We start from the raw sequence: 22568 nt of genomic DNA, 5'->3' as shown, positions 1-22568 counted from the left end.
AAACGCCGCTCAATGAGCGGCGTTTTTGTTTCTGCGTTTTTTCCCTTCGTATGCCCCCTGACTTCAGGGGGCATACATTTTTCTATCTATATAGAGCTATCAAGGCATCTGCGGCCGTTCATTGGGGCGCAGGTCGAAGACCAATACCTCCGCATCCACACCAGCGCTCAGGTGAATCTGTTGCTCGTCGCGCAGACGGACACCGTCACCTTCACCCAGGTGTTCGCCATTGAGCACGACGCTGCCACGGGCGACATGCACATAGGCATGACGATTGGCCGCCAGTGTCAGGCTGGCCGATTCCTCACCGTCGAAAAGGCCGGCATAGACACGGGCATCCTGGCGGATTTTCAACGAGCCATCGTCGCCTTCGGGAGAGATGATCAGTTTCAGCCGTCCACGTTTCTGTTCCGGGCTGAAGTGTTCCTGCTGATAGGTCGGCCTGGCACCCGCGACACTCGGTACGATCCAGATCTGCAGAAAGTGCACCTGCTCGCGAGGAGAGTGGTTGAACTCGCTGTGAGCGACGCCACTGCCGGCGCTCATCAGTTGCACATCGCCAGGGCGGATGACCGAGCCGGTGCCCAGGGTATCCTTGTGCTCCAGAGCACCTTCGAGCACATAGGAAAAGATTTCCATGTCGCGGTGCGGGTGTTGTCCGAAGCCTTTACCTGCCGCGACACGGTCATCGTTGATCACCAGCAAGTCAGAGAAGCCTTGCTCCTGCGGGTTGTAGTAACTGGCAAACGAGAAGGTATGAAAGGATTTCAGCCAGCCATGATCGGCTGCGCCACGTTCGGAAGCCTTGCGAAGAGTCAGCATGATTGTTTCTCCATTCAGATGTCGGCGCTGCACATTCAGCTGTCGACCGATTGAGAGAAAGGTTACTGTTTATCGTTGCTTGCAATAAGTAGATGAAAAACGAATGACTGTCCTGTTTGAGTTGACAGTCAAGGGCGCTCAGCGAAACGAAGCCATCTTCGTCATAATGCAGCGCCTGTTCTCTTCCCTCATTCAAGTGATGCGCACCTCATGAAAACCGTGGCGATGATTCTGTTCCCGGACTTTCTCTTGCTCGATATGGCGGGGCCCATCGAGGTTTTCTCGATTGCCAACCGTTATCTGGAGGCTGACCAGCGCTATCAGGTCTCGACCATCGGTACTGCGTCAGGGGCGCTTCGTGCGTCCTGCGGGGTCAATATCCTGGCCGATCGGCATATGAATGAAGCTGTCGAGGCGTACGACCTTTTACTGGTGCCCGGCGGGCCGGGGGCCTACAACGACAGGCATCAGCCTTTATTGAACTGGTTGCACGAGGCGGTTCCCCGGGTTGCGTGCTACGGCTCCATCTGCACGGGTGCCTTCATCCTGGGCGAGGCCGGGTTGCTCGACGGCTACCGTGTCACCACGCACTGGCACTACACCGACAGGCTTATCAAGCGTTTTCCCAAGGCCTGTGTCGAAACCGATCAGATCTACATTCAGGACCGCAACCTCATGACCTCCGGTGGCGTCACGGCCGGCATCGACCTGGCGCTCGCGGTCGTGGCGCAGGACCATGGCAAGAAGGTCGCGCAGGATGTGGCCAAGGTGTTGCTGGTATTGATGAAGCGCCAGGGCGGGCAGGCACAGTTCAGCCCCTTGATGACCGCGGTCGCTCTTCAGGAAACGCCTGTCACCCGTGTGCAGAATCATGTGCTGGAGCATCTGGACGAAGCCTTCAGCATCGAGCGCATGGCGGGGCTGGCCAATATGAGTGCCCGGCACTTCTCTCGCACCTTTGCCCGAGAAGTGGGAATGACGCCCATGGATTTTCTGCAAGGAGCCCGTATCGACCGTGCCCGGAGCCTGCTGGAAAGCACGGATCTGCCGCTCAAGACCGTGGCTTATAAAAGCGGTTTCGGCAGTGTGCGGCACATGCGGTTTCTGTTCAGCGAGAGGATTGGTCTGACCCCCTCTCAATATCGTGAGCAATTCAGCTAGGCTTTGTACGAAATGTCTTGATACTCGGTGATGCTGCGTTGAAAACGGTCTCGGAATGCTCATTTACAACCCGTAAACTCCGCTTCCTCGACCGTTTTCGCCTTGCCTGACCTTCGTCTCAAAACTTTTCGTACAGAGCCAAGGCTGTCCGTATTGCGCACCGCGATGACCGTATCGGGCCTCCCTCGAGGGTTGTTCCCGGATTGATGACTGCCAAGATAAACACGAACTTTTTACAAAGGTCGTGCGGTGGCCTGCCGAGCCAGGTCTATCGACGCGTGAACGCGTATGGACAGCCTCCAGAATATTCACAACGATGCGGTGCTGCGCTTCGGCCCTTATGCCTTTCATGTCCGTCAGCGGCTCGTACTGCATGGCGAGCATCAATTGCCTCTGGGAGGGCGGGCGCTCGATATTCTCCAGGTGCTGGTCGAACAGGCGGGGGAGGTTGTCAGCAAGGACACTTTGATCGCTCAGGTCTGGCCCGATTCTGTCGTGGAAGAGATCAACCTGCGGGTCCATATCGCAGCCCTGCGTCGTGCCTTGGGTGGGGGCCGTAATGGGCAGCGTTATATCGCGACGGTTCCCCAGCGAGGTTATTGCTTCGTCGCCAGGGTTCAGCAGGCCGAGGCGACAGAGCAATGCGCCGTTTCCACTGCACCCCGGCACAACCTGCCGGTCCGCCTGACGCCTGTCATCGGGCGCGATGAGCTGGTGGGCAAGCTTGCACGTCACTTGTCAGGGCGCCGCTGCATGACACTGACCGGGCCGGGAGGTGTCGGCAAGACGGCGGTTGCCTGCCGGGTTGCGGAATCGCTCACCCGACACTATCCGGACGGTGTCGGGTTCATCGACTGTTCCGGGGCCGAAAGCCCGGAGCAACTGTCTGTTCGACTGGCGCAGGGCCTTGGCCTCGCAGAGCCATCTTCCCTGGATGGTCTGCTCGATATCCTGGCGCAACGTCATGCGCTGCTGGTCTTCGATGGCTGTGAATACTTGCAGGCCCCTTGTCGTCGCTGGATCGAGTGCCTGCTGAATGCCGGCTCGCACCTGTCGATTCTGGTGACCAGTCGCGAGCCCTTGATGATCGATAAAGAGTCGGTGCAGCCAGTGCCGGGACTGACTGTTCCACCGGTGACGGGGCTGTCGGGCATCGAAGATGCGATGAATTTTTCGGCTGTTCAGTTGTTCGTCAGTCGTGCCCGGGCGTACCGACCGGAGTTTGTCCTGCGCGAGCAGGAGGTGGCCATCGTGGGGGATATCTGTCGGCGGCTTGATGGCCTGGCACTGGCCATCGAACTGGTTGCAGCCCGTATCGATGCCTTTGCACTGCCGGGGTTGCAGGCCCGGCTGGACAATGGCCTGTCATGGCTGAGCCTTGGGCGACGCACAGCCGTCGAGCGGCATCGGACGCTCAAGGCCTCGCTGGACTGGAGCTGTGAACGTTTGAGTCCGGTCGAGCAAATCGTGTTCCAGCGCCTTTCGGTCTTTCGTTCGGCCTTCACGCGAGAGGCGGCCCTCGAGGTGGTGACCTGCACTCACCTGAGCGCTCGCTGTGTGAACAAGGCGCTGGAAGTCCTGTTGAATAACTCGTTGCTGTCGATGGAGCGTACGGACGGGGTCCTGTCTTATGGCCTGCTGCACACGACTCGTCTCTATGCGCTGGACCGGTTACAGCGCAGTGGTGAGTTGCGGACATACGAAGCCCGCCATGTCCTGCACCTTGGCCGGGAGCCTGTCACTGCAGGTCGTCGAGTAGCTGTCGGGCCTTGACCAGATCCGGTGTCGCGAAGCCTTCGGTGAAGCGTGCATGGACCGCGGACAGCAATGAGTAGGCCTGTTGCCTGTGGCCCTGGCGCTGTTTGAGTTGCGCCAGCGAGCATGCACAGCGCAGCTCCCAGGCCAGCGCTCCTTGTGCCTGTGCCACGCTTGAGGCCTTGAGCAGCAAGGCTTCGGCGGCTTCTGCTTGGTGGGGATCCTTCGAGGCCAGCAACATGGCGTCGGCTTTGGAGCGCAGGATTTCCGGCGTACACCAGCCGGCCGATCCGTTGTTTGCCCGCTCGAACAGCGCGTCGTCGATGGGTGTCGGGCGCAGGGTGAGCAGAATGTCCTTGATAATCCCGCTGCTGTCCGGGCACTGAGCATCCTTGCCGGGCAGTCCCATCACTCGCTCATAGTGTTGTGCCCAGGTCTGAAAGAGCTGGGCCGAGTGCTTTTTGGCCCGGTCGCGCAGCTGTTGCAACAGCTCGTGGGCGGTCTGGGTGTCGCCGTTATAGAAGGCGATGACACAGCCCGCCAGGGACAGGGTGTAGCAAATGGAGGTTCCGTGATTGATCTGGAGGGCGATGTCCAGTGCCTGGCGGGCTGTCTGCCATGCCAGTTCGGGACGTCCCTGTAGCCAGAGGATGCGCGCCAGTACGGTCAGGGCGGCCACGCTCTGGTCGTACTGCACGCCGAACCCGTAAGTGAAGCGATTGAGGTGCCCGCTCCGGGACATGCGTTGAATGACCTGTTCGGCATTGCGTCGCGCCAGGGTCTGGTCGCCTGAAAAATGCAGGGCCAGAACCTGCAGGCGATGGATGCTCAGGTAGGCCGTGGTCTGGGTGTTCATCCCGAGCCGGTTGAACTGGCGGTTTTGCTCAAGGGCTGTCGGGTAATGGCCACCGTACAGATTGAGGGTCATCAGCCCGGAGACGGCTCGTAGCTGGCTGGTCAGGTCGTTTGTCTGTTCGGCCAGGGCCATGGCGGTCACGAAGGCCGCCACGGTTTCGGGTGTATCCCCTCGCGTGTGATAGGAAACACTGCCCAGTGCCAGATTGAGGCGCATCAACAGCGCCGGTGGCGGCAAGGGTTCCGACTCCAGTCGTTTCAGGGCCTTGCGCACATAAAAGTCATGTTCCTTGAGCAGCGACAGTTCCTGCCAGAGCGGTGCGCAGTCGGCGACCAGCTCGATGGCCAGCGTCTGTGGCGGCTGGGTATTGAGGCCCCAGTCCAGCGCGGCCCTGACATCGTCCAGGCTGCGGATATGCCGCTCGATCCAGACTTGGGCCGGAATGCGCTCCCACTCCTGATGGGCCTGCTGCATGATTGCCAGGCAACGCTGTGCGTGGCGTATGCGGATTGCGGGCAGGTGTCCGCTGTGGCGCAGTTTTTCCAGTGCATAGCAGCGGGTGGTGTCGAGCAGGTGGTAGAAGACCTCTTCGTCGCCGATCTCGACATTGAGCAGGGATTTGGCGACCAGCAGGGGAAGGGTGGCAAAGACGTCGGATTCGGTCGTTTCGGCATCAATGAGCACGGCCAGGGCCGAGTCGAGGGTGAAACGGCCCTTGAAGACACTCAGGCCTTGCAGGCATGTCTGCTCGACCGCGCTCAACATCTGGAAGCTCCAGTCCAGCGTGGCGCTCAAGGTCTGATGGCGGGTCAGCGCCTGAGGGTTGCCCTGGGCGTGCAGGTGGAAACTGGCTTGCAGATGTTCCAGCAGGTGGCTGAACCCCAGGTTGCCGACCTGAGCGGCAGCCAGTTCGATGGCCAGTGGAATGCCGTCGAGCCGTCGGCATATATCAATGGCCAGCGGCAGGTTGGCCTCGGTCAGTTCAAAGTGCTCCTGATTGGCCGTGGCGCGTTCGACGAACAGTTGCAGCGCGGCAAACCCCATGGCTTCATCACGGCTGGCCCCGTCGCCGGGCGGGCAGTCCAGAGGGGCGAGGCGTTCGACGAACTCACCTTCGGCCCTCAGGCTCTCGCGGCTGGTGGCCAGAATGTGCACATCCGGCGCGTTGCGCAGAATGCCTTCGATCAACAGGGCAATGTCCTCGATCATGTGTTCGCAGTTGTCGATCACCAACAGCATCTGCCGATCGCGCAGGAAGGTTCCGATGCCGTTCATCGGCTCACCGTCTTGCCATTGGGCTTCGAGCAGCATCGCCAGATGAGACGTGATCATGGCGGGGTCTGTCAGTGGAGCCAGGTCCAGCAGGCGGATGCCATCCCGGTAGTGGCCGATCAGTTGTTCCGCGACCTGCAGGGCGACAGTGGTCTTGCCGATGCCGCCGGGACCGGTCAGGGAAATGAATCGATGCTGTTGAAGCCGCCCCGTCAGCCGGTTGACCAGGGCATCACGTCCGAGAATCCGCGCATGGCGGACAGGCAGGTTGTGGCGGGTTGAGCTATCCATGTCGGGGTCTGGCCTGTGTGAGACCTGTTGCAGGGTCAGGGGGGCGACGAAACTGTAACCGCGTTGTGCAACCGTAACGATATAGCGCTGACCCGCCTGCCCATCGCCGAGGGCCTTGCGCAAGGCCGCCATGTGAACACGCAGGTTGCTGTCTTCTACCACGCTCCTGGGCCAGACCTGAGCCATCAGCTGTTGTTTGCTGACCATGTTTCCGGCGTTCCCGATCAACACCAGCAGAATATCCATGGCACGGTTGCCCAGCCGTACCGGCCGGTCGGCGTCCAGTACCAGGCGTTGCTCCGGGTAGACCCGATAAGGGCCGAAGTGCACGGCCAGTTCGGTAAGAAGGCTCAACGGTTCATTCCTGTTCCCGGCTGGACGTTCACGCCAGCCCCGTTCAGAAACCGGATGCGGCCAGGTGATCGTCATGATGTGTGTTCTTTAGCGCATGGCCGCGCCATGTAAAGGGGTTTATACCCTCGATGCGAGAGAAAATATGCGAAAAGTGTGATTGGTCACAGAAACCACATTCCTGGCTGATCTGCGTCAGAGTCATTGCCGTGTGCCGAATCAGGTACTTGGCGCGGGCGATACGCTGGGCGCGAATCCACTCCTGGGGCGACAGGCCGGTGCTGCATTTGAACGCCCGGGAAAAGTAGCTTCTGGACAAGGCGCAGGCGCGAGCCAGTTCAGCCACTTCGATGTTCTCGCCCAGGTTTTCAAGGATCAGCTGTTTGGCCAGGCGTTCGCGCCAGGGTGTCAGGCCGCCGCTGACGGGTGTCTGCTTCTCGAAGCTTTCCATGCGCCTGCATGTCTGACAGGGGTATTGCTGAACGTGGGTCATGGCAATGTCCATTATCGCGGGAAGTGTCGGGCACCTTTCGATTGGCAAAAGTCTGTGCAGAGGGCGCCATTCTTGAGTGCAGGAACAGGGCTGACGAGTTAATCGTTGTTAATTTCGAGGGTGGCCATTGGCCTTGAAAACCCGCCTTCTGACGGGCTCTCAAGGCTTCTGGCGAGTGGCTTTTCAGTTGAGGTGGGCTTTCAGTTCACCCGCGGCCTGACGCATCGCGGCACGGACTTCCGGGATCTGGTTCAGCGGGTTGAGCAGTCCGAAGTCATGGATCATCCCGTTGTAGCGCACGGCAGTGACCGGTACGCCGGCAGCATCCAGCTTGCGGGCATAGGCTTCGCCTTCGTCACGCAACACATCGAACTCCGCGGTCTGTACCAGCGCCGCAGGCAGGCCACGCAATTGTTCGCTGCTGGCTCGCAAGGGCGAAGCATGAATCTGTGCGCGCTGGCCGGCATCGGTGGTGTAGTTGTCCCAGAACCACTTCATCATGCCTTGGGTCAGGAAGTGGCCTTCGGCGAATTGCCGGTAGGAGCCGTTATCGAAGTTCGCATCGGTCACCGGCCACAGCAGCAACTGGAAGCGCAGTGCCGGAGTCTTCTGTTCCTTGGCCATCAGGGCAACGACCGCCGCCATGTTGCCGCCGACACTGTTGCCCGCTACCGCCAGCCGGCTGCTATCGACACCGATCTGTCTGCCATGCTCGGCCACCCAGCGGGTAGCGGCATAGGCCTGATTGATGGCGGTCGGGTAATGGGCCTCGGGCGACGGTGTGTAGTCGACGTACACGGCTACCGCACCGGAGCCGACCACCAGATCGCGGATCAGCCGCTGGTGAGTCGGGAAGTCGCCCAGTACCCAGCCGCCACCGTGGAAGAACATGAACACCGGCAGCTCACCCTTGAGCTTGGCAGGGCGGACGATCTTGAGCATGACCTTCTGACCGTTGACATCAATCGAGCGCTCGCTGACGTCCACACCCGACAGATCGACCTTGACCGAGGCCTGCGCGCCGGTCAGCACGGCACGGGCATCCCCGGGGCTCAGTTGTTCCAGCGGCTTGCCGCCGCCAGTGGCCAGCGCTTCGAGAAAGGCCTGGGTGTCATGTTCCACGCCCGGGCTGCCAGCGGCAAAGGCACTGTTGACGGAAAGGGCGAGCAGGGTGGTGGTCAGGGTTTTCTGCAGAGTGTTCATGGTCAATCCTTTTGAGGGCACGCAAGTGAGAGGGGTTGAGGGCAGTCCGTTTTTTGCTCTTCGTCTGCACCATGGACACAGATTAATAGGGTGCCGAAAGGCGAAAAAGCGGCTATAAAGCGTTTAACTGTCAACCAGGTTGTGACAATGAACCCCTTTGAAGACATGCGTATCTTTTGCCAGGTCATGGAGTCGGGCAGCTTCACGGCGGCCTCCGACAAGCTGGGTCTGTCCAAGCAGTTCGTCAGCCGACGGCTGATGCAACTGGAGGAGCGGCTTGGTGTGCGTCTGCTCAATCGTTCCACACGACGTCTGGATGTCACCCCGCTGGGGCAGAGCTATTACGAGTCGGCCTTGCGCCTGCTGGGCGAGGTGGAACAGGTCGAGCAAGGCATTGCCGGTCAGAACAGCGAACCGCGCGGCACCCTGCGCCTGAGTGCACCGCTGTCGTTTGCGGTGGCGCATCTGGGGTGCCTGCTGCCCCTGTTTCTGCAGCGCTATCGGGAGGTCTCGGTGGAAGTGGACCTGAGCGATCGTCCGGTGGATTTGCTCAGTGAAGGCTATGACCTGGTGCTGCGCATTGGCGTGCTGGAAGACTCCAGCCTGATTGCGCGTCGTATTGCCACGATCGATCGTGTGTACTGCGCCAGCCCGGTCTATCTCGCCGAACGTGGTCGTCCGGAAAGACCCGAAGACCTGCATGCCCACGATTGCCTGCCCTATGGCCATAACCGTCAGGTGCAATGGCGTTTCCAGGGCAATGGAAGGCCCGTGAGCCTGAATGTCAGCGGGCGGATGCGCACCAACAACGGTGAATTGCTCCGGGACGCGGCGATTGCCGGGCTGGGCATTACCTACCTGCCGACCTTCATTGTGGGAGCCGCGTTGAGCAGCGGAAGCCTGGTCCGGGTTCTGGATGACCTGCGCCCCGAGCCTCTGACCTTGTCGGCGGTCTATCCGCAACACCGACAGGGATCCCGGCCCGTACAAGCCTTGATCGAGTTTCTGCGGGAGCAACTGGAACCGGGCGGTATGCTTTGAGTGCAAGGTAACTGAGATATTTGCATATCAGGCTAGATCGAAAATGAATTTAGATAATGATTTTCAGGGTGATAAGGTTTCCGGAATTCGCCTTCAGCATTGAAAGCATGATCAAAACCGTCGGCCACCGTACACGCGGACCCGGACTTCATTCCGATCCCGTGGAGATTGCATATGCCCGACACCCTTGCCCGATGGAAAACAAGCATTCTGCCAGGCCTGTTCCTGACACTGGCGGCCTCGCTGAACGTACAGGCCGCCGACCTTATCGTCGGCGACCAGAGCTACAGCGCCCGCACCGTGATGGAGGCGGCCGGTGTGCTCGATGACGTGCCTTACGAGCTTGAATGGAAGCAATTCACGGCAGGTTCACCGGTGGCCGAGGCGCTGAACGTCGGCAGCCTGGATGTGGGGCTGCTGGGGGATTCGCCTGCCTTGTTCATGGGAGCCCTGGGGGCACCCATCAAGGTCATCGGCGTCTCCCGGCAGAATCTGGACGGTGTGGCCATCGTGGTGCGCAAGGATTCGCCCATCAAGACCGTTGCAGATCTGGCGGGCAGGAAAGTGGCGATCTGGAAAGGCTCGTTCAGCCAGCAACTGATGCTGACGGCGCTGGACAAGGCCGGGGTGGCCCGTGATGCCGTCGAATACCGCTACCTCAGTGCACTGGATTCCTCACATGCCCTGGACGGCGGTTCGGTGGACGCCATCGCCACCTGGGAACCCTATGTCACCCAGCAGGAGCGCCAGGGCGCGCGGATCATTGCCACGGCCAAGGGGCTGATTCCCGCCCAGAGTTTCATCGTGGCCAATGACAAGGCCATCCAGCACAAGCGAGCGCAGATCAACGACTTCCTGCAACGCCTGCAAGCGGCCCGTGAGTGGTCGGTACGTGACCCGAAAAACAGCGAAACCTATGCCAATGCCTGGGCGGGCCTGACCAGAGCCGATGCGGACGTCGCCCGCCGCTGGTTCTCCCGTTCGCAGATCGTCGTCGTTCCCATCACACCCGATGTCGTGGCTGGCGCGCAGCAGACCATCGATTTTTTCAATAATGCGGGGCTGACCAAGCGTTATTCTGCCGCCAGTGTGTTCGATGAGTCGTTCAACGCCGCGCTCACCGCTCAGGCGCAGGCTTCTCGCTGATGTCGCCGCCTTAGGAGTGAAGTCATTCGCGAATGCTTTCGCGGATAAATCCGCTCCTACAGACATACATCGCATTGAAAAACAGGAGCCCCGTTCACCATGGGTTTTACTTCATTGCACTGGGGGGCCTATCGTCCTCAGGTTCTGGACGGAAAATTACAGGCGCTGGTGCCTGTGGAGTGGGACAGGCATCCGTCGCCCATCGGTGATTCGGTGGCGGAGGCCATCACATCGCCGACTCGTATCAGGCGCCCGGCGGTACGCCGCAGCTTCCTGCACGAGCCCGATGGACGCCCCGACTTGCGTGGTCAGGAGCCTTTCGTCGAAGTGTCCTGGGACGTGGCTCTGGACCTGGTTGCCAGAGAACTCAAGCGCGTCAAAGACCAGCACGGCAATCGAGCGATTTTCGGCGGCAGTTATGGCTGGGGTAGCGCGGGGCGCTTTCATCATGCCCAGAGCCAGTTGCATCGCTTTCTCAACTGTTTTGGCGGCTATGTCTCCAGCACGGACAGTTACAGCCTCGGCGCAGGGCGGGTGCTGATGCCCCACATCGTCGGCCCGATGGACTGGCTGCTGGCGTCGCACACCTCCTGGAAAAACCTGGCCGGGCACTGTGAGCTGTTCGTGGCGTTCGGTGGCCTGCCGGTCAAGAACGCCCAGACCAGCCCGGGCGGTGCCAGCGACCATCTTCTGGAGGACGCCTTGCAGGCCATGTCGGCGGCGGGGGTGGAGTTCGTCAATGTCAGCCCGCTGCGTGAGGATCTGGTCGGGCCTTCGCACAACGAATGGCTGGCGGTTCGTCCCGGCAGCGATACGGCGTTGATGATGGCCTTGTCCTGGGTCTTGATCACCGAAGGGCTGCATGACGAGGCCTTCGTGCAGCGCTATACCGTCGGCTACGAACGCTTTCGCGATTACTTGCTGGGGCATGTCGACGGACAAGTCCGAGGCCCGCAGTGGGCTGAGCAACTGACCGGTATTCCGGCTGTGCAGATCATCGGGCTGGCTCGGCGCATGGCCGGCAAGCGCACCATGATCAATGTCGCCTATTCCCTGCAGCGTTCGGTCCACGGGGAACAGCCGTTCTGGATGACCGTGACCCTGGCGGCACTGTTGGGGCAGATCGGTTTGCCGGGAGGCGGTTTCGGCCTGGGATATGGCTGCATGAACAACACCGGCAGTGGCCGCAAGGCGTTTTCCGGGCCGCGCTTTGAACAAGGCATCAACCCGGTCAAGGATTTCATTCCGGTGGCGCGTGTCGCCGACATGCTGCTCAACCCCGGTGCGTCTTTCGATTACAACGGTCAGCAGCACCGCTACCCGGACATTCGGCTGGTGTATTGGGCGGGCGGCAATATCTTCCATCACCATCAGGACCTCAATCGGCTGCTGGACGCCTGGCAGCGTCCGGAAACCATTGTCGTCCATGAGCAATACTGGACCGCCCAGGCCCGGTACGCCGATATCGTCCTGCCTGCGACCACGGCGCTGGAGCGCAACGATATCGGCAGCGCGGCTTCCGACCGCTTCATGATTGCCATGCAGCAGGCCATCGAGCCGGTGGGGGATGCCCGCGACGACTATTCGATCTTCGCTGCACTGGCGCAGCGCCTGGCGGTGAACGATGCCTTCACCGAAGGGCGTGATGCCGCTGAGTGGCTGCGTTTTATCTATGATCAGTCCAGGGACAGGGCACAGACATTCGGTATCGAGTTACCCGACTATGAGCAGTTCTGGCGTGACGGGGTGTTCGAGGTTCCGTCTCCTGAAACCGATACGGTGCTGCTCAAGCCTTTTCGCGATGATCCGGATGCCAACCCTTTGCCCACGCCGTCGGGACGCATCGAAATATTTTCCGAGCGCATCGCCGGGTTCGGCTATGCGGATTGTCCAGGGCATCCGGTGTGGCTGGACAAGCCTGTGCCGTCCTACCCGCTGCACTTGCTGTCCAATCAGCCGCGCACCCGCCTGCACAGCCAGTACGATCATGGCGTCTACAGCCGCGCTTCAAAGATTCAGGCGCGTGAACCCTTGACCCTCAATCGCCTCGATGCTCAGGCGCGAGGTATTGCCGAGGGGGATGTGGTCAAGGTGTTCAACGAACGAGGGGCTTTTCTGGCCGGGGCGATTGTCTCGGACGACATTCGCCCCGGCGTCGTGCAGATCGCCACCGGTGCCTGGTTCGACCCTCTGGTTCGTGGCCGGAAGGGATGCCTGGAGAAACATGGCAATCCGAACGTGATCACCCTCGATGTGGGTGCTTCGCGTCTGTCCCAAGGCTGCGCGGCACAAACCGCGTCGGTGGAGATCGTCAAGTGGGATCAGGCCCTGCCGCCGATCACGGCGTTTGATCCGCCGCAGATGGCCTGACCCGTTTTTCAATCGTTGACCTGGATGATCCCCTCGCGCACGGCGAACAGCACCAGGCTGGCCAGGTCATGAATACCCAGGCGATGCATGACCTGGGAACGATGGGCTTCGACGGTCTTCACGCTCAGGCCCAGGCCAGTCGCGATGGAGCGGGTCGATTCCCCGCGGGCAATCAGTCGCAGGATTTCCAGCTGGCGTTCGGTCAGCGAGAAATTGCCGGGACGTGAACCGGAAGGCTGGGTGAGGCTCTTCTTGACCGCCTGGCTGACCACCAGCGGGACGACCTCCGAAGACAGGTACTGATCGCCATGTTGCAGCGCCTGCAGGGCCAGCTCCAGTTCCAGAAAGCTGGCGGTCTTGAGCAGGAAGCCTTGAGCACCCAGTTGCAGGCACTTCATGACGAAGCCCGAGTCGGTGTGTGTCGACAGCATGAGCACCTTGCAGCAGGGCGCATGGACCGCTAATTCCTCCAGTGCATGAACGCAGCATGATCGCTCCATCGACATGTCGAGCAGAACGATGTCCGGAGACAGCAGGCAGGCAAGCTGGATGGTGCTGTCTTCATCGCCGGCTTCGCCGACGATTTCATATTCGTGTTGTTTTTCTAGCAGTGCTCGTATACCAGCCCGAAACAGTGGGTAGTTATCGGCGAGCAAGATTCGGCAAGGCATATTTACGGCCTGTGTCGCATGGGAAGTGGATAGCTGCCAACGAGTAACAGCTACGATTGCTGTTCTCCCGTGGGGATTGATGATAGTCCGCTGTTGGCTGACTGCATCCGTTCTAAAGACGCCCACAGGAAGGACCTCCATATCCCGGATATTGGCGATGGCATTCCTTTAGCCATGCCGTGTGCTGTCACCAAACTGTTGAATCAGTACCGGTACCCTGGACAGCGGTTCGATCGTCTGTGCTGCACCCATGCGAATGGCTTCCTTGGGCATACCGAACACAACACAACTGGCCTCGTCCTGGGCGACGGTCTGGGCGCCGTTTTCACGCATTGCCAACAGGCCACGCGCGCCGTCATCTCCCATGCCCGTCATGATCACGCCCAGCGTATTGGCACCTGCATGCCGGGCGACCGACCTGAACAACACGTCTACCGAAGGCTTGTGCCGGTTGACCGGTGGGCCATCGATGACTTCTACCTGATAGTGGGCTCCGTTACGTTTGAGTTGCATGTGCAGACCGCCGGGGGCAATCAATGCCAGACCGCTGTGAACGCGGTCCAGGTGTCTGGCTTCGCGTACTTCTATCTGGCAGAGACTGTCCAGACGCCTGGCAAAATCTGCCGTGAATTTTTCCGGCATGTGTTGAACGATCACAATGCCCGGGCAGTCACGTGGCAGTTGCCGAAGAATGAATTCAAGTGCCTGGGTACCTCCTGTCGAACAACCGAGTGCGACGACCCGGTCAGTGGTCTTGAACAGTGTTGCAGGGGGAGTGGGGAGGTCCTGGGCCTGGGCGCGGGGAGGCGGCCGGAAGGCACCCGGACGGGTTCGTGCGGCTTCTTCGATCTTGCGGATCAGGTCTCCTGAAAGTTGTTCGAGGCTTTGTTTCAAACCCAGTCTGGCCTTGGTGAAGACACCCACGGCACCGGCGGCCAGGGCTTCGACGGAGACGCTGGCTCCGGCTTCGGTCAGGGTCGAGCAGATCAGGGTGGGCGTGGGGCGTTCGCTCATGATCTGACGCAGAAAAGTCAGGCCATCCATGCGTGGCATTTCAATGTCCAGGATCACCACATCGGGCCAGTCGCGGCGCATCTTGTCGATGGCGTAGATCGGATCGCTGGCCTGGCCGATCACTTCGATGCCGGGATGGCTGGCCAGGCAGTTGGTCAGGACCTGGCGAACCAGTGCAGAGTCGTCGACGATGAATACGCGGATCACAGAATATGTCTGCCTTTGCGGGGAACTGCCAGGGTCGGCAGAGTGACCTGATTGCGTTGACAGTCAATCCTGCCGCTTGCCCCGTCGATCTGCAGACGACGGTAATGCGTGCCGTTGAGGTCGCACAGATCGACGCTCCAGTGGCGCAGGCTGAACTGTCTGCGGGCAAAATCGCTGTTGGTGTGGCCGATCTTGCGTTTCGGGTTTCCCTCGAAACGCGACAGGCAACCGCCACCGAAAATGCCTTTGCGATACTCGCTCGGATTGGTGCCGTGACGCCGCATGTCGGCCTGCATCCGCTCGAACACGGCATCGCCATAGCGGGTGTCCTGATCGTTGAGCGGGTCAAGGCCTTGACCCGCTGCCGGGTCGTGGGGCAGCACGTAATGGGATACGGCCAGCAGGTGCCAGCGCGGATGCCACAGAATGATCGACACGCAACTGCCCAGCAGGGTCGTGACCGGGCCGTCATAGCGCCCGAAGAAATAGTCGCCCGGACGCAGGAAAAGGGGAGGGTTCATAGACATTCGTACACCGAGGGCCTTACCAATCGTACTGGCAGCTCAAAACCGTGGATGCTTTCGGCGTGACCTATGAAGAGCAGGCCGCCGGGCCGTAACTGACAGACAAGGCGTTGCACGATGCGTTTTTTTTCTTCGTTGTCGAAATAGATCAGCACATTGCGCAGGAAAATCACGTCAAACAGGCCAATGTCTTCGGTCAGAGGCTGGACGATATTCACCTCGCGAAGCGTGACCCGGTCCCGCAGCGAGGCCTGGACCCTGAAGCGTCCGCTCATCTCGCCGACGCCGCTCAGGCAATAACGCTGCATCCAGCCTTCCGGAAAGTACTTGGCCTGGGCGATGTCATAGATGCCTTCATGGGCTTTATGCAACATGCTCAGGCTCAGGTCGCTGGCCAGGATGGACCAGTCCTGTGTCGCGGCATGTTCGGTGAGCACCATGGCCAGGCTGTACGGCTCTTCGCCCGATGAACAGGCGGCGCTCCAGACCCGCACGGGCCCGCGTCGTTTGCTCAGCCAGTTACCGAGGAACTCGAAATGCGGGTGTTCGCGGAAAAAGTACGTTTCGTTGGTGGTCAGCAGGTCCACCACCAGGCGGCGTTCCTGCTTGTACATGGGTTGTTCGAGCATGCGCAGGTATTCGGCGTAGCTGTCGAGCCGGTAATAGCGAAGACGTTTCATCAGGCGACCGGCAACCAGCGGGCGCTTGTTCGGCGCCAGCTGGATGCCCGAAGCATCGGCCATGAGTTTTTGCAGACGCAGGAACTCGTTGTCTCCGAGTGCCGGCATCTTCAGTACTTCTGACATCTCAGCTTCCTTTGACCACGGCAAGACTGAGCTGGCGAATATCGTCCAGGGACAACACTTGTGCGATGTTCAGAATGATGGTGAAGGCCTGCTCGCTACGGGCCATGCCCGCAATGAAGTCCGTGCGGATACCGGCGCCGAACGGTGGCACCGGCACGACCTGTTGCGGATCGATATCGAGCACCGCGTCCACTGCGTCCACGACCAGGCCGATGCGCTGGTAGAGGTCTTCCAGGGTCAGCTCGATGATCACGATGCAAGTGCGTTTGTCCGGCACTGTCAGCTCAAAGCCGAAGCGCGCCGCCAGGTCGAGCACCGGCACCACATTCCCGCGCAGGTTGATCACGCCATGGATGAAGGCCGGCATCATCGGCACGGTGGTGACTTCATCGTATTCGATGATTTCACGCACCAGATCGATCGGCAGGGCATAGGCCGCGTCACGTACCCGAAACGACAGATGCTGGATGCTCAACACATCGGTTTCGGACAACAGATCAAGGGGTTGGGGAAGCGTCATGGTCGTACCCCGTCAGTTGAAGCTGACAAACTGGCCGTCATCGACCTGGGACTTGCCCCTGGACCATGGCGGTGGCGTGTTGCTGTAGTTGTCGTTGGCGCGAGGCTGAGGTCTGGAGGACGACTGGGCTTCAAAGCGGAAGAAGCCGATCAACTCCTGCAACTGCCCGGCCTGGGCGTTCATCTCCTCGGCGGTGGCCGCCAGCTCTTCGGACGCGGAGGCGTTCTGCTGAGTGATCTGGTTCATCTGGCCCATGGCAATGTTGATCTGCCCGGCCGCACCGCTCTGCTCCTGGGACGCGGCGGTGATTTCCTGCACCAGATCGGAGGTCTTCTGGATATTGGGTACGATCTCGTTGAGCAGGCGTCCGGCCTGTTCGGCCAGTTGTACGCTGCTGGAGGCGACCTGACCGATTTCCTGGGCGGCTATCTGGCTGCGTTCCGCCAGCTTGCGCACTTCGGCGGCGACGACGGCAAAGCCTTTGCCGTGATCGCCAGCCCGTGCGGCCTCGATGGCGGCGTTCAGGGCCAGCAGGTTGGTCTGGTAGGCGATGTCGTCGATGATGCTGATCTTGTCGGCAATCTGTTTCATGGCCAGGACCGTGTCACCCACGGCACCGCCGCCTTGCACGGCATCGTTGGCCGCCTTGCCGGCAATGCCATCGGTGATCTTGGCGCTTTCGGTGTTCTGGGCAATCGAGGCCGACATCTGCTCGACCGAGGCGCTGGTCTGTTCGACGCTGGCGGCCTGTTCGTTGGCGGCCTGGCTCAGGGACTGCGACGTCGAGCTGACCTGCTCGGAAGCGGAAGACAGCGAGTCGGCGGCACTGCGTACATCGCCCAGAATGCTGCGCAGACGCAGGGCCATGTTCTGCATGGAGGCCAGCAACTGACCGGTTTCGTCCTTGCTGTTGACTTCCAGGTCCTTGCTCAGGTCTCCGGCGGCCATGCGGTTGGCCGCTTCCACCGCGCCATTGAGCGGTTTGGTGATGCTACGGGTGACCAGTATGCCGATCAGCATGCCCAGCAGAGTGGCGATAGCGACCAGTACGATCATTTGCACGCGCGATTTTTCGGCGATGTTGGAAATTTCCTGATTGGACTGTCCGGCACGTTCTTTCTTGTAGTCAACCACTTCGCCGAGCATGCGATCCACAACGTCAGCGGTCGATATCGCTTTGGGCAGCAGGTTGGTGGTCTCGCTGGCTTCCTGCAACTGACCGCTCTGCTGGTGAGCCTGCAACAGTTGTTTGGCAACGCTTTCGTATTCATTCAGGGGAGGCAGCAAGGCATCGATTCGAGCCTGGCCTTCCTTGGTGATGAAGCTTTCACGCGACTTGACGATCAGCGCGCGCGTCGTCTCCAGCGTCTTGAGTGTGTTGCTGGCTGCCTTTTCCCGCTCCTCCGATGAGGTGGAGAGCAGGCTCTGACGCATTGCACGTCCGGCCGAGATCAACTGGATATTGGCCTCCTGCAGCTGGTTCATGCCTTCGACATCGATGTCATACATCCGGTCCGAGAGCTTGTTGACTTCGTCCAGATTGTTGATACCGATCAGGCCAATGGTCGCGGTCAAGGCCACGACGATCAGGAACCCGAATGTCAGCCTTACTCCTATCTTCATGTTTCGGATGAACTGCATAGTGAATCTCCTGAAGGCTGCAAAAGGTTAGTTGGCACTGGCGACACTGGCCTGGCTGGAGCTTTCGACCAGAGCTTGTAGGTGGCGGAACAGGCTGGGGATATCGAGAATCAGCGCGACCTGTCCGGAACCCAGAATGGTCGAGCCGCTGATGCCGCGAAGGTGCTGGAACATCTTGCCCAGAGGCTTGATGACGGTTTGCAGTTCCCCGTGCAATTGATCGACGATCAGCCCCGCCTGTTGGCGTCCCTGACTGACCACGACAATGTTGCGGCGACGCGAAGGCTCGGCCTTGAGACCGAAGTGGCTGTCCAGCGTGATGCAGGGCAGGGGTTTGCCACGCAGGTTCAGGTAGCCGTAGCCTTTTTCAAGCGTGTGCTCGCTGGCTTCCATGCATTCGGTGACCATGTCCAGCGGAATGACAAAGCTGTCATGGCCGACGCTGACCAGAAATCCATCGATGATGGCCAGGGTCAGCGGCAGGCGGATGCGGAAGGTGCAGCCTTCGCCAGCGATCGAATCGATTTCGATCAGGCCGCGCAATTGATCGATGGCGCTGCGCACGACATCCATGCCCACGCCCCGCCCGGACAGGTTGGACACCTGCTCGGCGGTGGAGAATCCGGCCTCGAAGATCAACAGGTGAATATCGCTGTCACTCAACTGCGCGTCGGGCTCGACCATGCCTTTGGCGATGGCTTTTTCCAGGATGCGCGCCGTGTTCAACCCGCGTCCGTCGTCGCTGATCTCCAGCACGATCATGCCGGAGTCGTGATAGGCGTTGAGGCTCAGGTTGCCTTCGGCTGGCTTGCCGGCGGCCAGCCGGTCGGCCGCGGACTCGATACCGTGGTCGATGGCGTTGCGCACCAGGTGGGTCAGCGGGTCGGCGATCTTGTCGATCACCGACTTGTCCAGTTCGGTTTCGCCGCCGCGTATGGTCAGCTGGATCTTCTTGTCCAGTTCCTGGCTGACATCGCGTACCACACGGTGGAAGCGGTTGAAGGTTTCGCCCACTTCGACCATGCGCAGCTTCAGCGCGCTTTCGCGGATTTGCTCTACGTGCTGGAGCACTGCCTGGGTACTTTCGATGCAGGCATTGTCACCACTGAGACGGGCCTGCATCTGCGCACCGGCGGTACTGATGACCAGCTCGCCTACCAGATTGATCAACTCATCCAGCTTGTTCGCGGCGACCTTGACCAGTGTTGTCTCTACCGGTCTGCGATCGCGGTGCGGGCCGGCGGCGGAGGGTTTCTCCTGGGCGCTGACGTTCACCTGAGCCACAGGATGGGCCTGCAGGACGGGTGTCTGCTCGATTACCGGGTAGTGTTCGACCACGGCGTCCTCGACGGCTGTTTTCTCGATCACCGGTTCCGGTGTCAGCCGTTCTATGTGCAGGGTGCAGAAGTCGTGTATGAACTCGAAAACATCTTCGATCTCATTTTCCTGGGCCGTACTGCGCAACGTCAGGCTCAGTTCCAGGTAGCAGTCTTCGGGGTCGAGCCTTGCCAGAGCGGGGAGGTTCTGGGTACGGGTTTCCAGATGAGTGATCGTGCCGAGTTTCTTGAGGTAACGGATAAATGCGGCCGGGTCGAAACCGTTCTGGAACAACTCTCTGGCAAACGCGATGGAGATCTGCCAGTCGCTCTCGTCGGTGCTGAGGGCGGCTTCGTCGTTGGCCGGCGGGTTTTCGCCCGCTTCGGCTGCGGGATGCCCCTGTGCCTTGGCCAGGGCCGCGAGCAAAGGGGCCTGCCGGCTTTCGCTGGCTTCCATCAGGCCATTGTCGGGGTCTACGCTTTCAAGCATCGTGCTCAGTTCATCCATGCATTTGAGCATCAGGGAGGTCAATTCCGACGTCAGCACCCGCTGACCGTCGCGTACCGACATCAACAGACTTTCCAGATGGTGGGTGAGGGTGACCAGAGGGGTCAGAGAAAAGATCCCGGCCGACCCCTTGAGTGTGTGCACCGCCCGGAAAAGGCCGTTGACGGCATCATGATCGTCCGGGGTCGTCTCCAGACGCAGCAGGCTGTCCTCGGCATCCTTGAGCAGGTCGCGGCCTTCGTCCAGAAAGCCCTGAAGTAACTGGTTCCACTGTTCGCCACTGAGCATCGGTCAATCCTCGGCACGGGCGATGGGCTGGAGTGCATCCAGCGCCAGCAGCCCGGCCATTTCAATCACACTGGGCGAGGCTGCGCAGACGCTGGCTGCCGTGCCGGTCCGGGACAGTTCAATCTGCAAGGCCAGCAACAGTTGAATGCCAGCGCTGTCGAGTTCATCGATGCCGCTGAGGTCCAGTTGCCAGGCATCGGCCGGCGTGGACAGCAAGGGCATGAGCAGCTCGCGTGCCTGTCTGACTTCGTAGATGGTCAGGTCACCCTTCACGTGCATCCGGGTGGGTGTGTCTTGCGTACCACCGGTTATCGAGAACATGGGCTTACCCCAACAGTTTCTCGACCGCAGCAAGCAACTGCTGTGGCTGAAAAGGTTTGACGATCCAGGCTTTTGCACCTGCTGCCTGGCCTTCGGCCTTCTTGGACTGCTCGCTTTCCGTAGTGAGCATGATGATGGGCGTGAAGCGGTATTCCGGGCGTGTCTTGACTTCCTTGACCAGACCGATGCCGTCCAGGTTGGGCATGTTCACGTCGCTGATGATCAGATTGACCTTTTGCCCGGTCAGTTTGTTGAGTGCATCGCGTCCATCTACGGCCTCGATCACTTGATGCCCGGCGCTGGTCAGACTCATTTTCACCAATTGGCGCATTGACGAAGAGTCGTCAACGATCAGTACAGTCTTGGCCATGTTCAGATCTCTCTATAAAGAAAAGGCAGTCATCAGAAAAACGTGATTTCGCTGGCTTCGTCCTGGGACTGCCGACGCCCGTGGCGCTCCTCTTCGGTGGTGAAGCGCTGGCGCAGGCGGTCCAGCCAGGCATGCGGATCATCGAGGCTCTCGTCCTGGGCATGCAGGGCGTTGAGTAGCTGCTGTTGATCGGCCTGTATGTGGTCGAGCATCTGATCGGCACGGTCCTGGAATTGCAGGTTGACCATGATCGCGTGAATGTCGGTTTGCGTGTCCCGGGCATCGCGCTGCAGTGCATGGGAGGAGTCGGACAGCTCGTTGAGGTTTTCTCCCAGGCGGGCCATGACCTGACTGACGGAGTCATTGAGAAAGTCCAGGTTGCTGCGTTCGCTGGCACCCAGTTCGGCGGCAGCGGCAATGCTTGCCTGAATGGCGTGGTTGATTTCCTCGACCTTTGAGTCCATGCCCTGGCCTGTTTCGGCAGACAGGGAAGACAGTTTGCGCACTTCGTCGGCCACCACCGAGAAACCACGTCCATGTTCCCCGGCGCGGGCGGCCTCGATGGCGGCATTGAGGGCCAGGAGATTGGTCTGGCTGGCGATTTCCTGCACGCGCTTGGCCATGAACTGCAACTGACCGGCATAGCTGTCGAGCTTGCCGATGGTGCTTGTCAGCTCTTGCTGACGCTGGCTGCTGGCGTTGAACGAATGGGTCACTTCCTTGAGACGTTCGTTGGCTTCCAGCAGGCTCGCGCCGACACCGCCTTTACCCAGAACACTCTCGGAGTTGTTGAGGCTGCTTTCCAGGCGTGTGGCAATACTGCTGAAGCGGTTGAACAGCTCACTGATGTTGTTTTGCAGCAGGTCGCGGCTCTGGTTGATGCTTTCGCTCCAGCTTGGCACCACAGTGTGCAGCAAGGCCGGGACGTCGGGCTGAGGCCGGGTTTGAGAGGATTCTGAATCCTGGGAGGGAGAATCCTGATGTGGAGCGGAGGCTCTGGCACGGAGATGCAAGGCAATAGTCGACGCTGCAATAATAAGCAGGCCAAGAGCGGAAACTATGTTTTGCGCCAGTGAAATCCCGGTAGCGCTAACGGCGAGGCCAAGCCAGAAACCAATATAAATAGCCATCCCCGCATCCATTCGATTGCCTTCAAGAGTACTTGATAATAGCGATGGTAAATTGACGTCAATATCGGGATAACCCCTAATCCTGCCGCTGGGCAACGCGTGTGTAACTGTGGGGTTACTTGGTTTTTTAGTTGACCGTCCTGTCAAATAAAAAACAACCTGATCAATGCCTTCGGATACGAAACAGGCCTGTTTTCAAGGGCTGAGGACAACGAGGATCTAGGAGATTGGCTTAAGGGTTGAGGCCTGGGAAAAGATTTTTCGTGAAGGCGATTATGGTATTCATATGGATGTGTTAGTGCCGTTTTAGAAGTAATGATTGATAAAATTCATTAACTTGAAAGTTGAGGTGGGAAAATAAACTGTGGCGCGCTAACGCCTTGATGGGAAAGGAACTTGATATGAAGGGTGACATGTACTATTGGCCTTCGCGTCTTCACAAAGTTGGTCGTGAAGACGCCTATTGAAAGCCCATGTTTCAGTGTCTTGAA

Annotated in this window: 19 protein-coding genes; 5 read left to right on the top strand and 14 right to left on the bottom strand. The window is 59.8% G+C overall.

The genetic code is table 11. From position 1 onward, the window contains the following. Window positions 1-99: 99 nt before the first annotated feature. Window positions 100-822, bottom strand: coding sequence for a pirin family protein (locus ACIPY9_RS17590; protein WP_400703966.1), 723 nt, complete (start codon window positions 820-822; stop codon window positions 100-102). 210 nt (window positions 823-1032) lie between these two features. Here ACIPY9_RS17590 and ACIPY9_RS17585 point away from each other — a divergent pair, with 210 nt between their 5' ends. Together ACIPY9_RS17585 and ACIPY9_RS17580 are read left to right on the top strand one after the other, a co-directional pair. Continuing rightward, the gene (locus ACIPY9_RS17585; RefSeq protein ID WP_400703963.1) at window positions 1033-1983 is read left to right on the top strand and encodes a GlxA family transcriptional regulator; all 951 of its coding nucleotides are present in this window, start codon (window positions 1033-1035) and stop codon (window positions 1981-1983) included. Between the two features lie 288 nt (window positions 1984-2271). Further along, entirely contained in the window at window positions 2272-3756 is a 1485-nt protein-coding gene (locus ACIPY9_RS17580; RefSeq protein WP_400703960.1) for an ATP-binding protein, read from the top strand. Here ACIPY9_RS17580 and ACIPY9_RS17575 read toward each other — a convergent pair. The 3 genes from ACIPY9_RS17575 to ACIPY9_RS17565 form a co-directional block, all read right to left on the bottom strand. After that, on the bottom strand, window positions 3722-6511 hold the full coding sequence (locus tag ACIPY9_RS17575) for an ATP-binding protein (RefSeq protein ID WP_400703957.1): 2790 nt from the start codon (window positions 6509-6511) through the stop codon (window positions 3722-3724). The two genes, ACIPY9_RS17580 and ACIPY9_RS17575, sit on opposite strands and share 35 nt — an antisense overlap. A 43-nt stretch (window positions 6512-6554) precedes the next feature. After that, window positions 6555-7001, bottom strand: coding sequence for a helix-turn-helix domain-containing protein (locus ACIPY9_RS17570; protein WP_400703954.1), 447 nt, complete (start codon window positions 6999-7001; stop codon window positions 6555-6557). Window positions 7002-7184: 183 nt separating this feature from the next. After that, the gene (locus tag ACIPY9_RS17565; protein ID WP_400703951.1) at window positions 7185-8204 is read right to left on the bottom strand and encodes an alpha/beta hydrolase; all 1020 of its coding nucleotides are present in this window, start codon (window positions 8202-8204) and stop codon (window positions 7185-7187) included. A gap of 147 nt (window positions 8205-8351) precedes the next feature. On the opposite strand from ACIPY9_RS17565, the gene ACIPY9_RS17560 reads away from it, so the two are divergent. From ACIPY9_RS17560 to ACIPY9_RS17550, 3 genes are all read left to right on the top strand, one after another. Continuing rightward, window positions 8352-9245 (top strand): LysR family transcriptional regulator, encoded by an 894-nt coding sequence (locus tag ACIPY9_RS17560; RefSeq protein ID WP_400703948.1) that lies wholly within the window; start codon window positions 8352-8354, stop codon window positions 9243-9245. 174 nt (window positions 9246-9419) lie between these two features. Further along, on the top strand, window positions 9420-10391 hold the full coding sequence (locus ACIPY9_RS17555) for an ABC transporter substrate-binding protein (protein WP_400703945.1): 972 nt from the start codon (window positions 9420-9422) through the stop codon (window positions 10389-10391). Window positions 10392-10490: 99 nt separating this feature from the next. After that, window positions 10491-12761 carry a molybdopterin guanine dinucleotide-containing S/N-oxide reductase gene (locus tag ACIPY9_RS17550; RefSeq protein ID WP_400703942.1) on the top strand — a complete coding sequence of 757 codons (2271 nt, stop codon included), beginning with the start codon at window positions 10491-10493 and terminating at the stop codon, window positions 12759-12761. A gap of 8 nt (window positions 12762-12769) precedes the next feature. On the opposite strand, the gene ACIPY9_RS17545 is transcribed toward ACIPY9_RS17550, so the two are convergent. The 10 genes from ACIPY9_RS17545 to ACIPY9_RS17500 form a co-directional block, all read right to left on the bottom strand. Further along, window positions 12770-13432 (bottom strand): response regulator, encoded by a 663-nt coding sequence (locus tag ACIPY9_RS17545; protein WP_400703939.1) that lies wholly within the window; start codon window positions 13430-13432, stop codon window positions 12770-12772. Between the two features lie 168 nt (window positions 13433-13600). Then, a complete protein-coding gene (locus ACIPY9_RS17540; RefSeq protein WP_400703936.1) occupies window positions 13601-14653 on the bottom strand; it encodes a chemotaxis response regulator protein-glutamate methylesterase in 1053 nt (350 codons plus the stop codon). Continuing rightward, entirely contained in the window at window positions 14650-15174 is a 525-nt protein-coding gene (locus tag ACIPY9_RS17535) for a chemotaxis protein CheD (protein ID WP_400703933.1), read from the bottom strand. Before ACIPY9_RS17535 ends, ACIPY9_RS17540 begins: the two co-directional genes overlap by 4 nt. Continuing rightward, window positions 15171-15983 (bottom strand): CheR family methyltransferase, encoded by an 813-nt coding sequence (locus tag ACIPY9_RS17530; RefSeq protein WP_400703930.1) that lies wholly within the window; start codon window positions 15981-15983, stop codon window positions 15171-15173. Before ACIPY9_RS17530 ends, ACIPY9_RS17535 begins: the two co-directional genes overlap by 4 nt. 1 nt (window position 15984) lies before the next feature. Further along, the gene (locus tag ACIPY9_RS17525) at window positions 15985-16503 is read right to left on the bottom strand and encodes a chemotaxis protein CheW (protein WP_400703927.1); all 519 of its coding nucleotides are present in this window, start codon (window positions 16501-16503) and stop codon (window positions 15985-15987) included. A 12-nt stretch (window positions 16504-16515) separates the two neighbouring features. Beyond that, window positions 16516-18144, bottom strand: coding sequence for a methyl-accepting chemotaxis protein (locus tag ACIPY9_RS17520; protein WP_400703924.1), 1629 nt, complete (start codon window positions 18142-18144; stop codon window positions 16516-16518). Window positions 18145-18171: 27 nt separating this feature from the next. Continuing rightward, complete coding sequence (locus tag ACIPY9_RS17515; protein ID WP_400703921.1) at window positions 18172-20256, bottom strand: chemotaxis protein CheA; 2085 nt, start codon at window positions 20254-20256, stop codon at window positions 18172-18174. Between the two features lie 3 nt (window positions 20257-20259). Beyond that, entirely contained in the window at window positions 20260-20577 is a 318-nt protein-coding gene (locus tag ACIPY9_RS17510; RefSeq protein ID WP_400703918.1) for a lipid asymmetry maintenance protein MlaB, read from the bottom strand. Window positions 20578-20581: 4 nt separating this feature from the next. Continuing rightward, window positions 20582-20947 carry a response regulator gene (locus tag ACIPY9_RS17505; protein WP_400703915.1) on the bottom strand — a complete coding sequence of 122 codons (366 nt, stop codon included), beginning with the start codon at window positions 20945-20947 and terminating at the stop codon, window positions 20582-20584. 32 nt (window positions 20948-20979) lie between these two features. Beyond that, window positions 20980-22077: a methyl-accepting chemotaxis protein gene (locus ACIPY9_RS17500; RefSeq protein WP_400703912.1), complete on the bottom strand. Its 1098-nt coding sequence runs from the start codon at window positions 22075-22077 to the stop codon at window positions 20980-20982. Between the last annotated feature and the right edge of the window lie 491 nt (window positions 22078-22568).

The organism is Pseudomonas sp. NPDC089734 (genome assembly GCF_044748865.1).
Classification (GTDB): Bacteria; Pseudomonadota; Gammaproteobacteria; order Pseudomonadales; family Pseudomonadaceae; genus Aquipseudomonas.
This window is presented reverse-complemented; position numbering and strand designations above follow the sequence as displayed.

What these genes read in the sequence shown, in the direction of transcription:
- ACIPY9_RS17570 (WP_400703954.1), bottom strand. Translation starts at nt 7,001, where the DNA reads ATGACCCACGTTCAGCAATACCCCTGTCAGACATGCAGGCGCATGGAA.
- ACIPY9_RS17515 (WP_400703921.1), bottom strand. Translation starts at nt 20,256, where the DNA reads ATGCTCAGTGGCGAACAGTGGAACCAGTTACTTCAGGGCTTTCTGGAC.
- ACIPY9_RS17555 (WP_400703945.1), top strand. Translation starts at nt 9,420, where the DNA reads ATGCCCGACACCCTTGCCCGATGGAAAACAAGCATTCTGCCAGGCCTG.
- ACIPY9_RS17560 (WP_400703948.1), top strand. Translation starts at nt 8,352, where the DNA reads ATGAACCCCTTTGAAGACATGCGTATCTTTTGCCAGGTCATGGAGTCG.
- ACIPY9_RS17505 (WP_400703915.1), bottom strand. Translation starts at nt 20,947, where the DNA reads ATGGCCAAGACTGTACTGATCGTTGACGACTCTTCGTCAATGCGCCAA.
- ACIPY9_RS17500 (WP_400703912.1), bottom strand. Translation starts at nt 22,077, where the DNA reads ATGGCTATTTATATTGGTTTCTGGCTTGGCCTCGCCGTTAGCGCTACC.
- ACIPY9_RS17535 (WP_400703933.1), bottom strand. Translation starts at nt 15,174, where the DNA reads ATGAACCCTCCCCTTTTCCTGCGTCCGGGCGACTATTTCTTCGGGCGC.
- ACIPY9_RS17580 (WP_400703960.1), top strand. Translation starts at nt 2,272, where the DNA reads ATGGACAGCCTCCAGAATATTCACAACGATGCGGTGCTGCGCTTCGGC.
- ACIPY9_RS17525 (WP_400703927.1), bottom strand. Translation starts at nt 16,503, where the DNA reads ATGACGCTTCCCCAACCCCTTGATCTGTTGTCCGAAACCGATGTGTTG.
- ACIPY9_RS17545 (WP_400703939.1), bottom strand. Translation starts at nt 13,432, where the DNA reads ATGCCTTGCCGAATCTTGCTCGCCGATAACTACCCACTGTTTCGGGCT.
- ACIPY9_RS17510 (WP_400703918.1), bottom strand. Translation starts at nt 20,577, where the DNA reads ATGTTCTCGATAACCGGTGGTACGCAAGACACACCCACCCGGATGCAC.
- ACIPY9_RS17590 (WP_400703966.1), bottom strand. Translation starts at nt 822, where the DNA reads ATGCTGACTCTTCGCAAGGCTTCCGAACGTGGCGCAGCCGATCATGGC.
- ACIPY9_RS17565 (WP_400703951.1), bottom strand. Translation starts at nt 8,204, where the DNA reads ATGAACACTCTGCAGAAAACCCTGACCACCACCCTGCTCGCCCTTTCC.
- ACIPY9_RS17530 (WP_400703930.1), bottom strand. Translation starts at nt 15,983, where the DNA reads ATGTCAGAAGTACTGAAGATGCCGGCACTCGGAGACAACGAGTTCCTG.
- ACIPY9_RS17550 (WP_400703942.1), top strand. Translation starts at nt 10,491, where the DNA reads ATGGGTTTTACTTCATTGCACTGGGGGGCCTATCGTCCTCAGGTTCTG.
- ACIPY9_RS17520 (WP_400703924.1), bottom strand. Translation starts at nt 18,144, where the DNA reads ATGCAGTTCATCCGAAACATGAAGATAGGAGTAAGGCTGACATTCGGG.
- ACIPY9_RS17585 (WP_400703963.1), top strand. Translation starts at nt 1,033, where the DNA reads ATGAAAACCGTGGCGATGATTCTGTTCCCGGACTTTCTCTTGCTCGAT.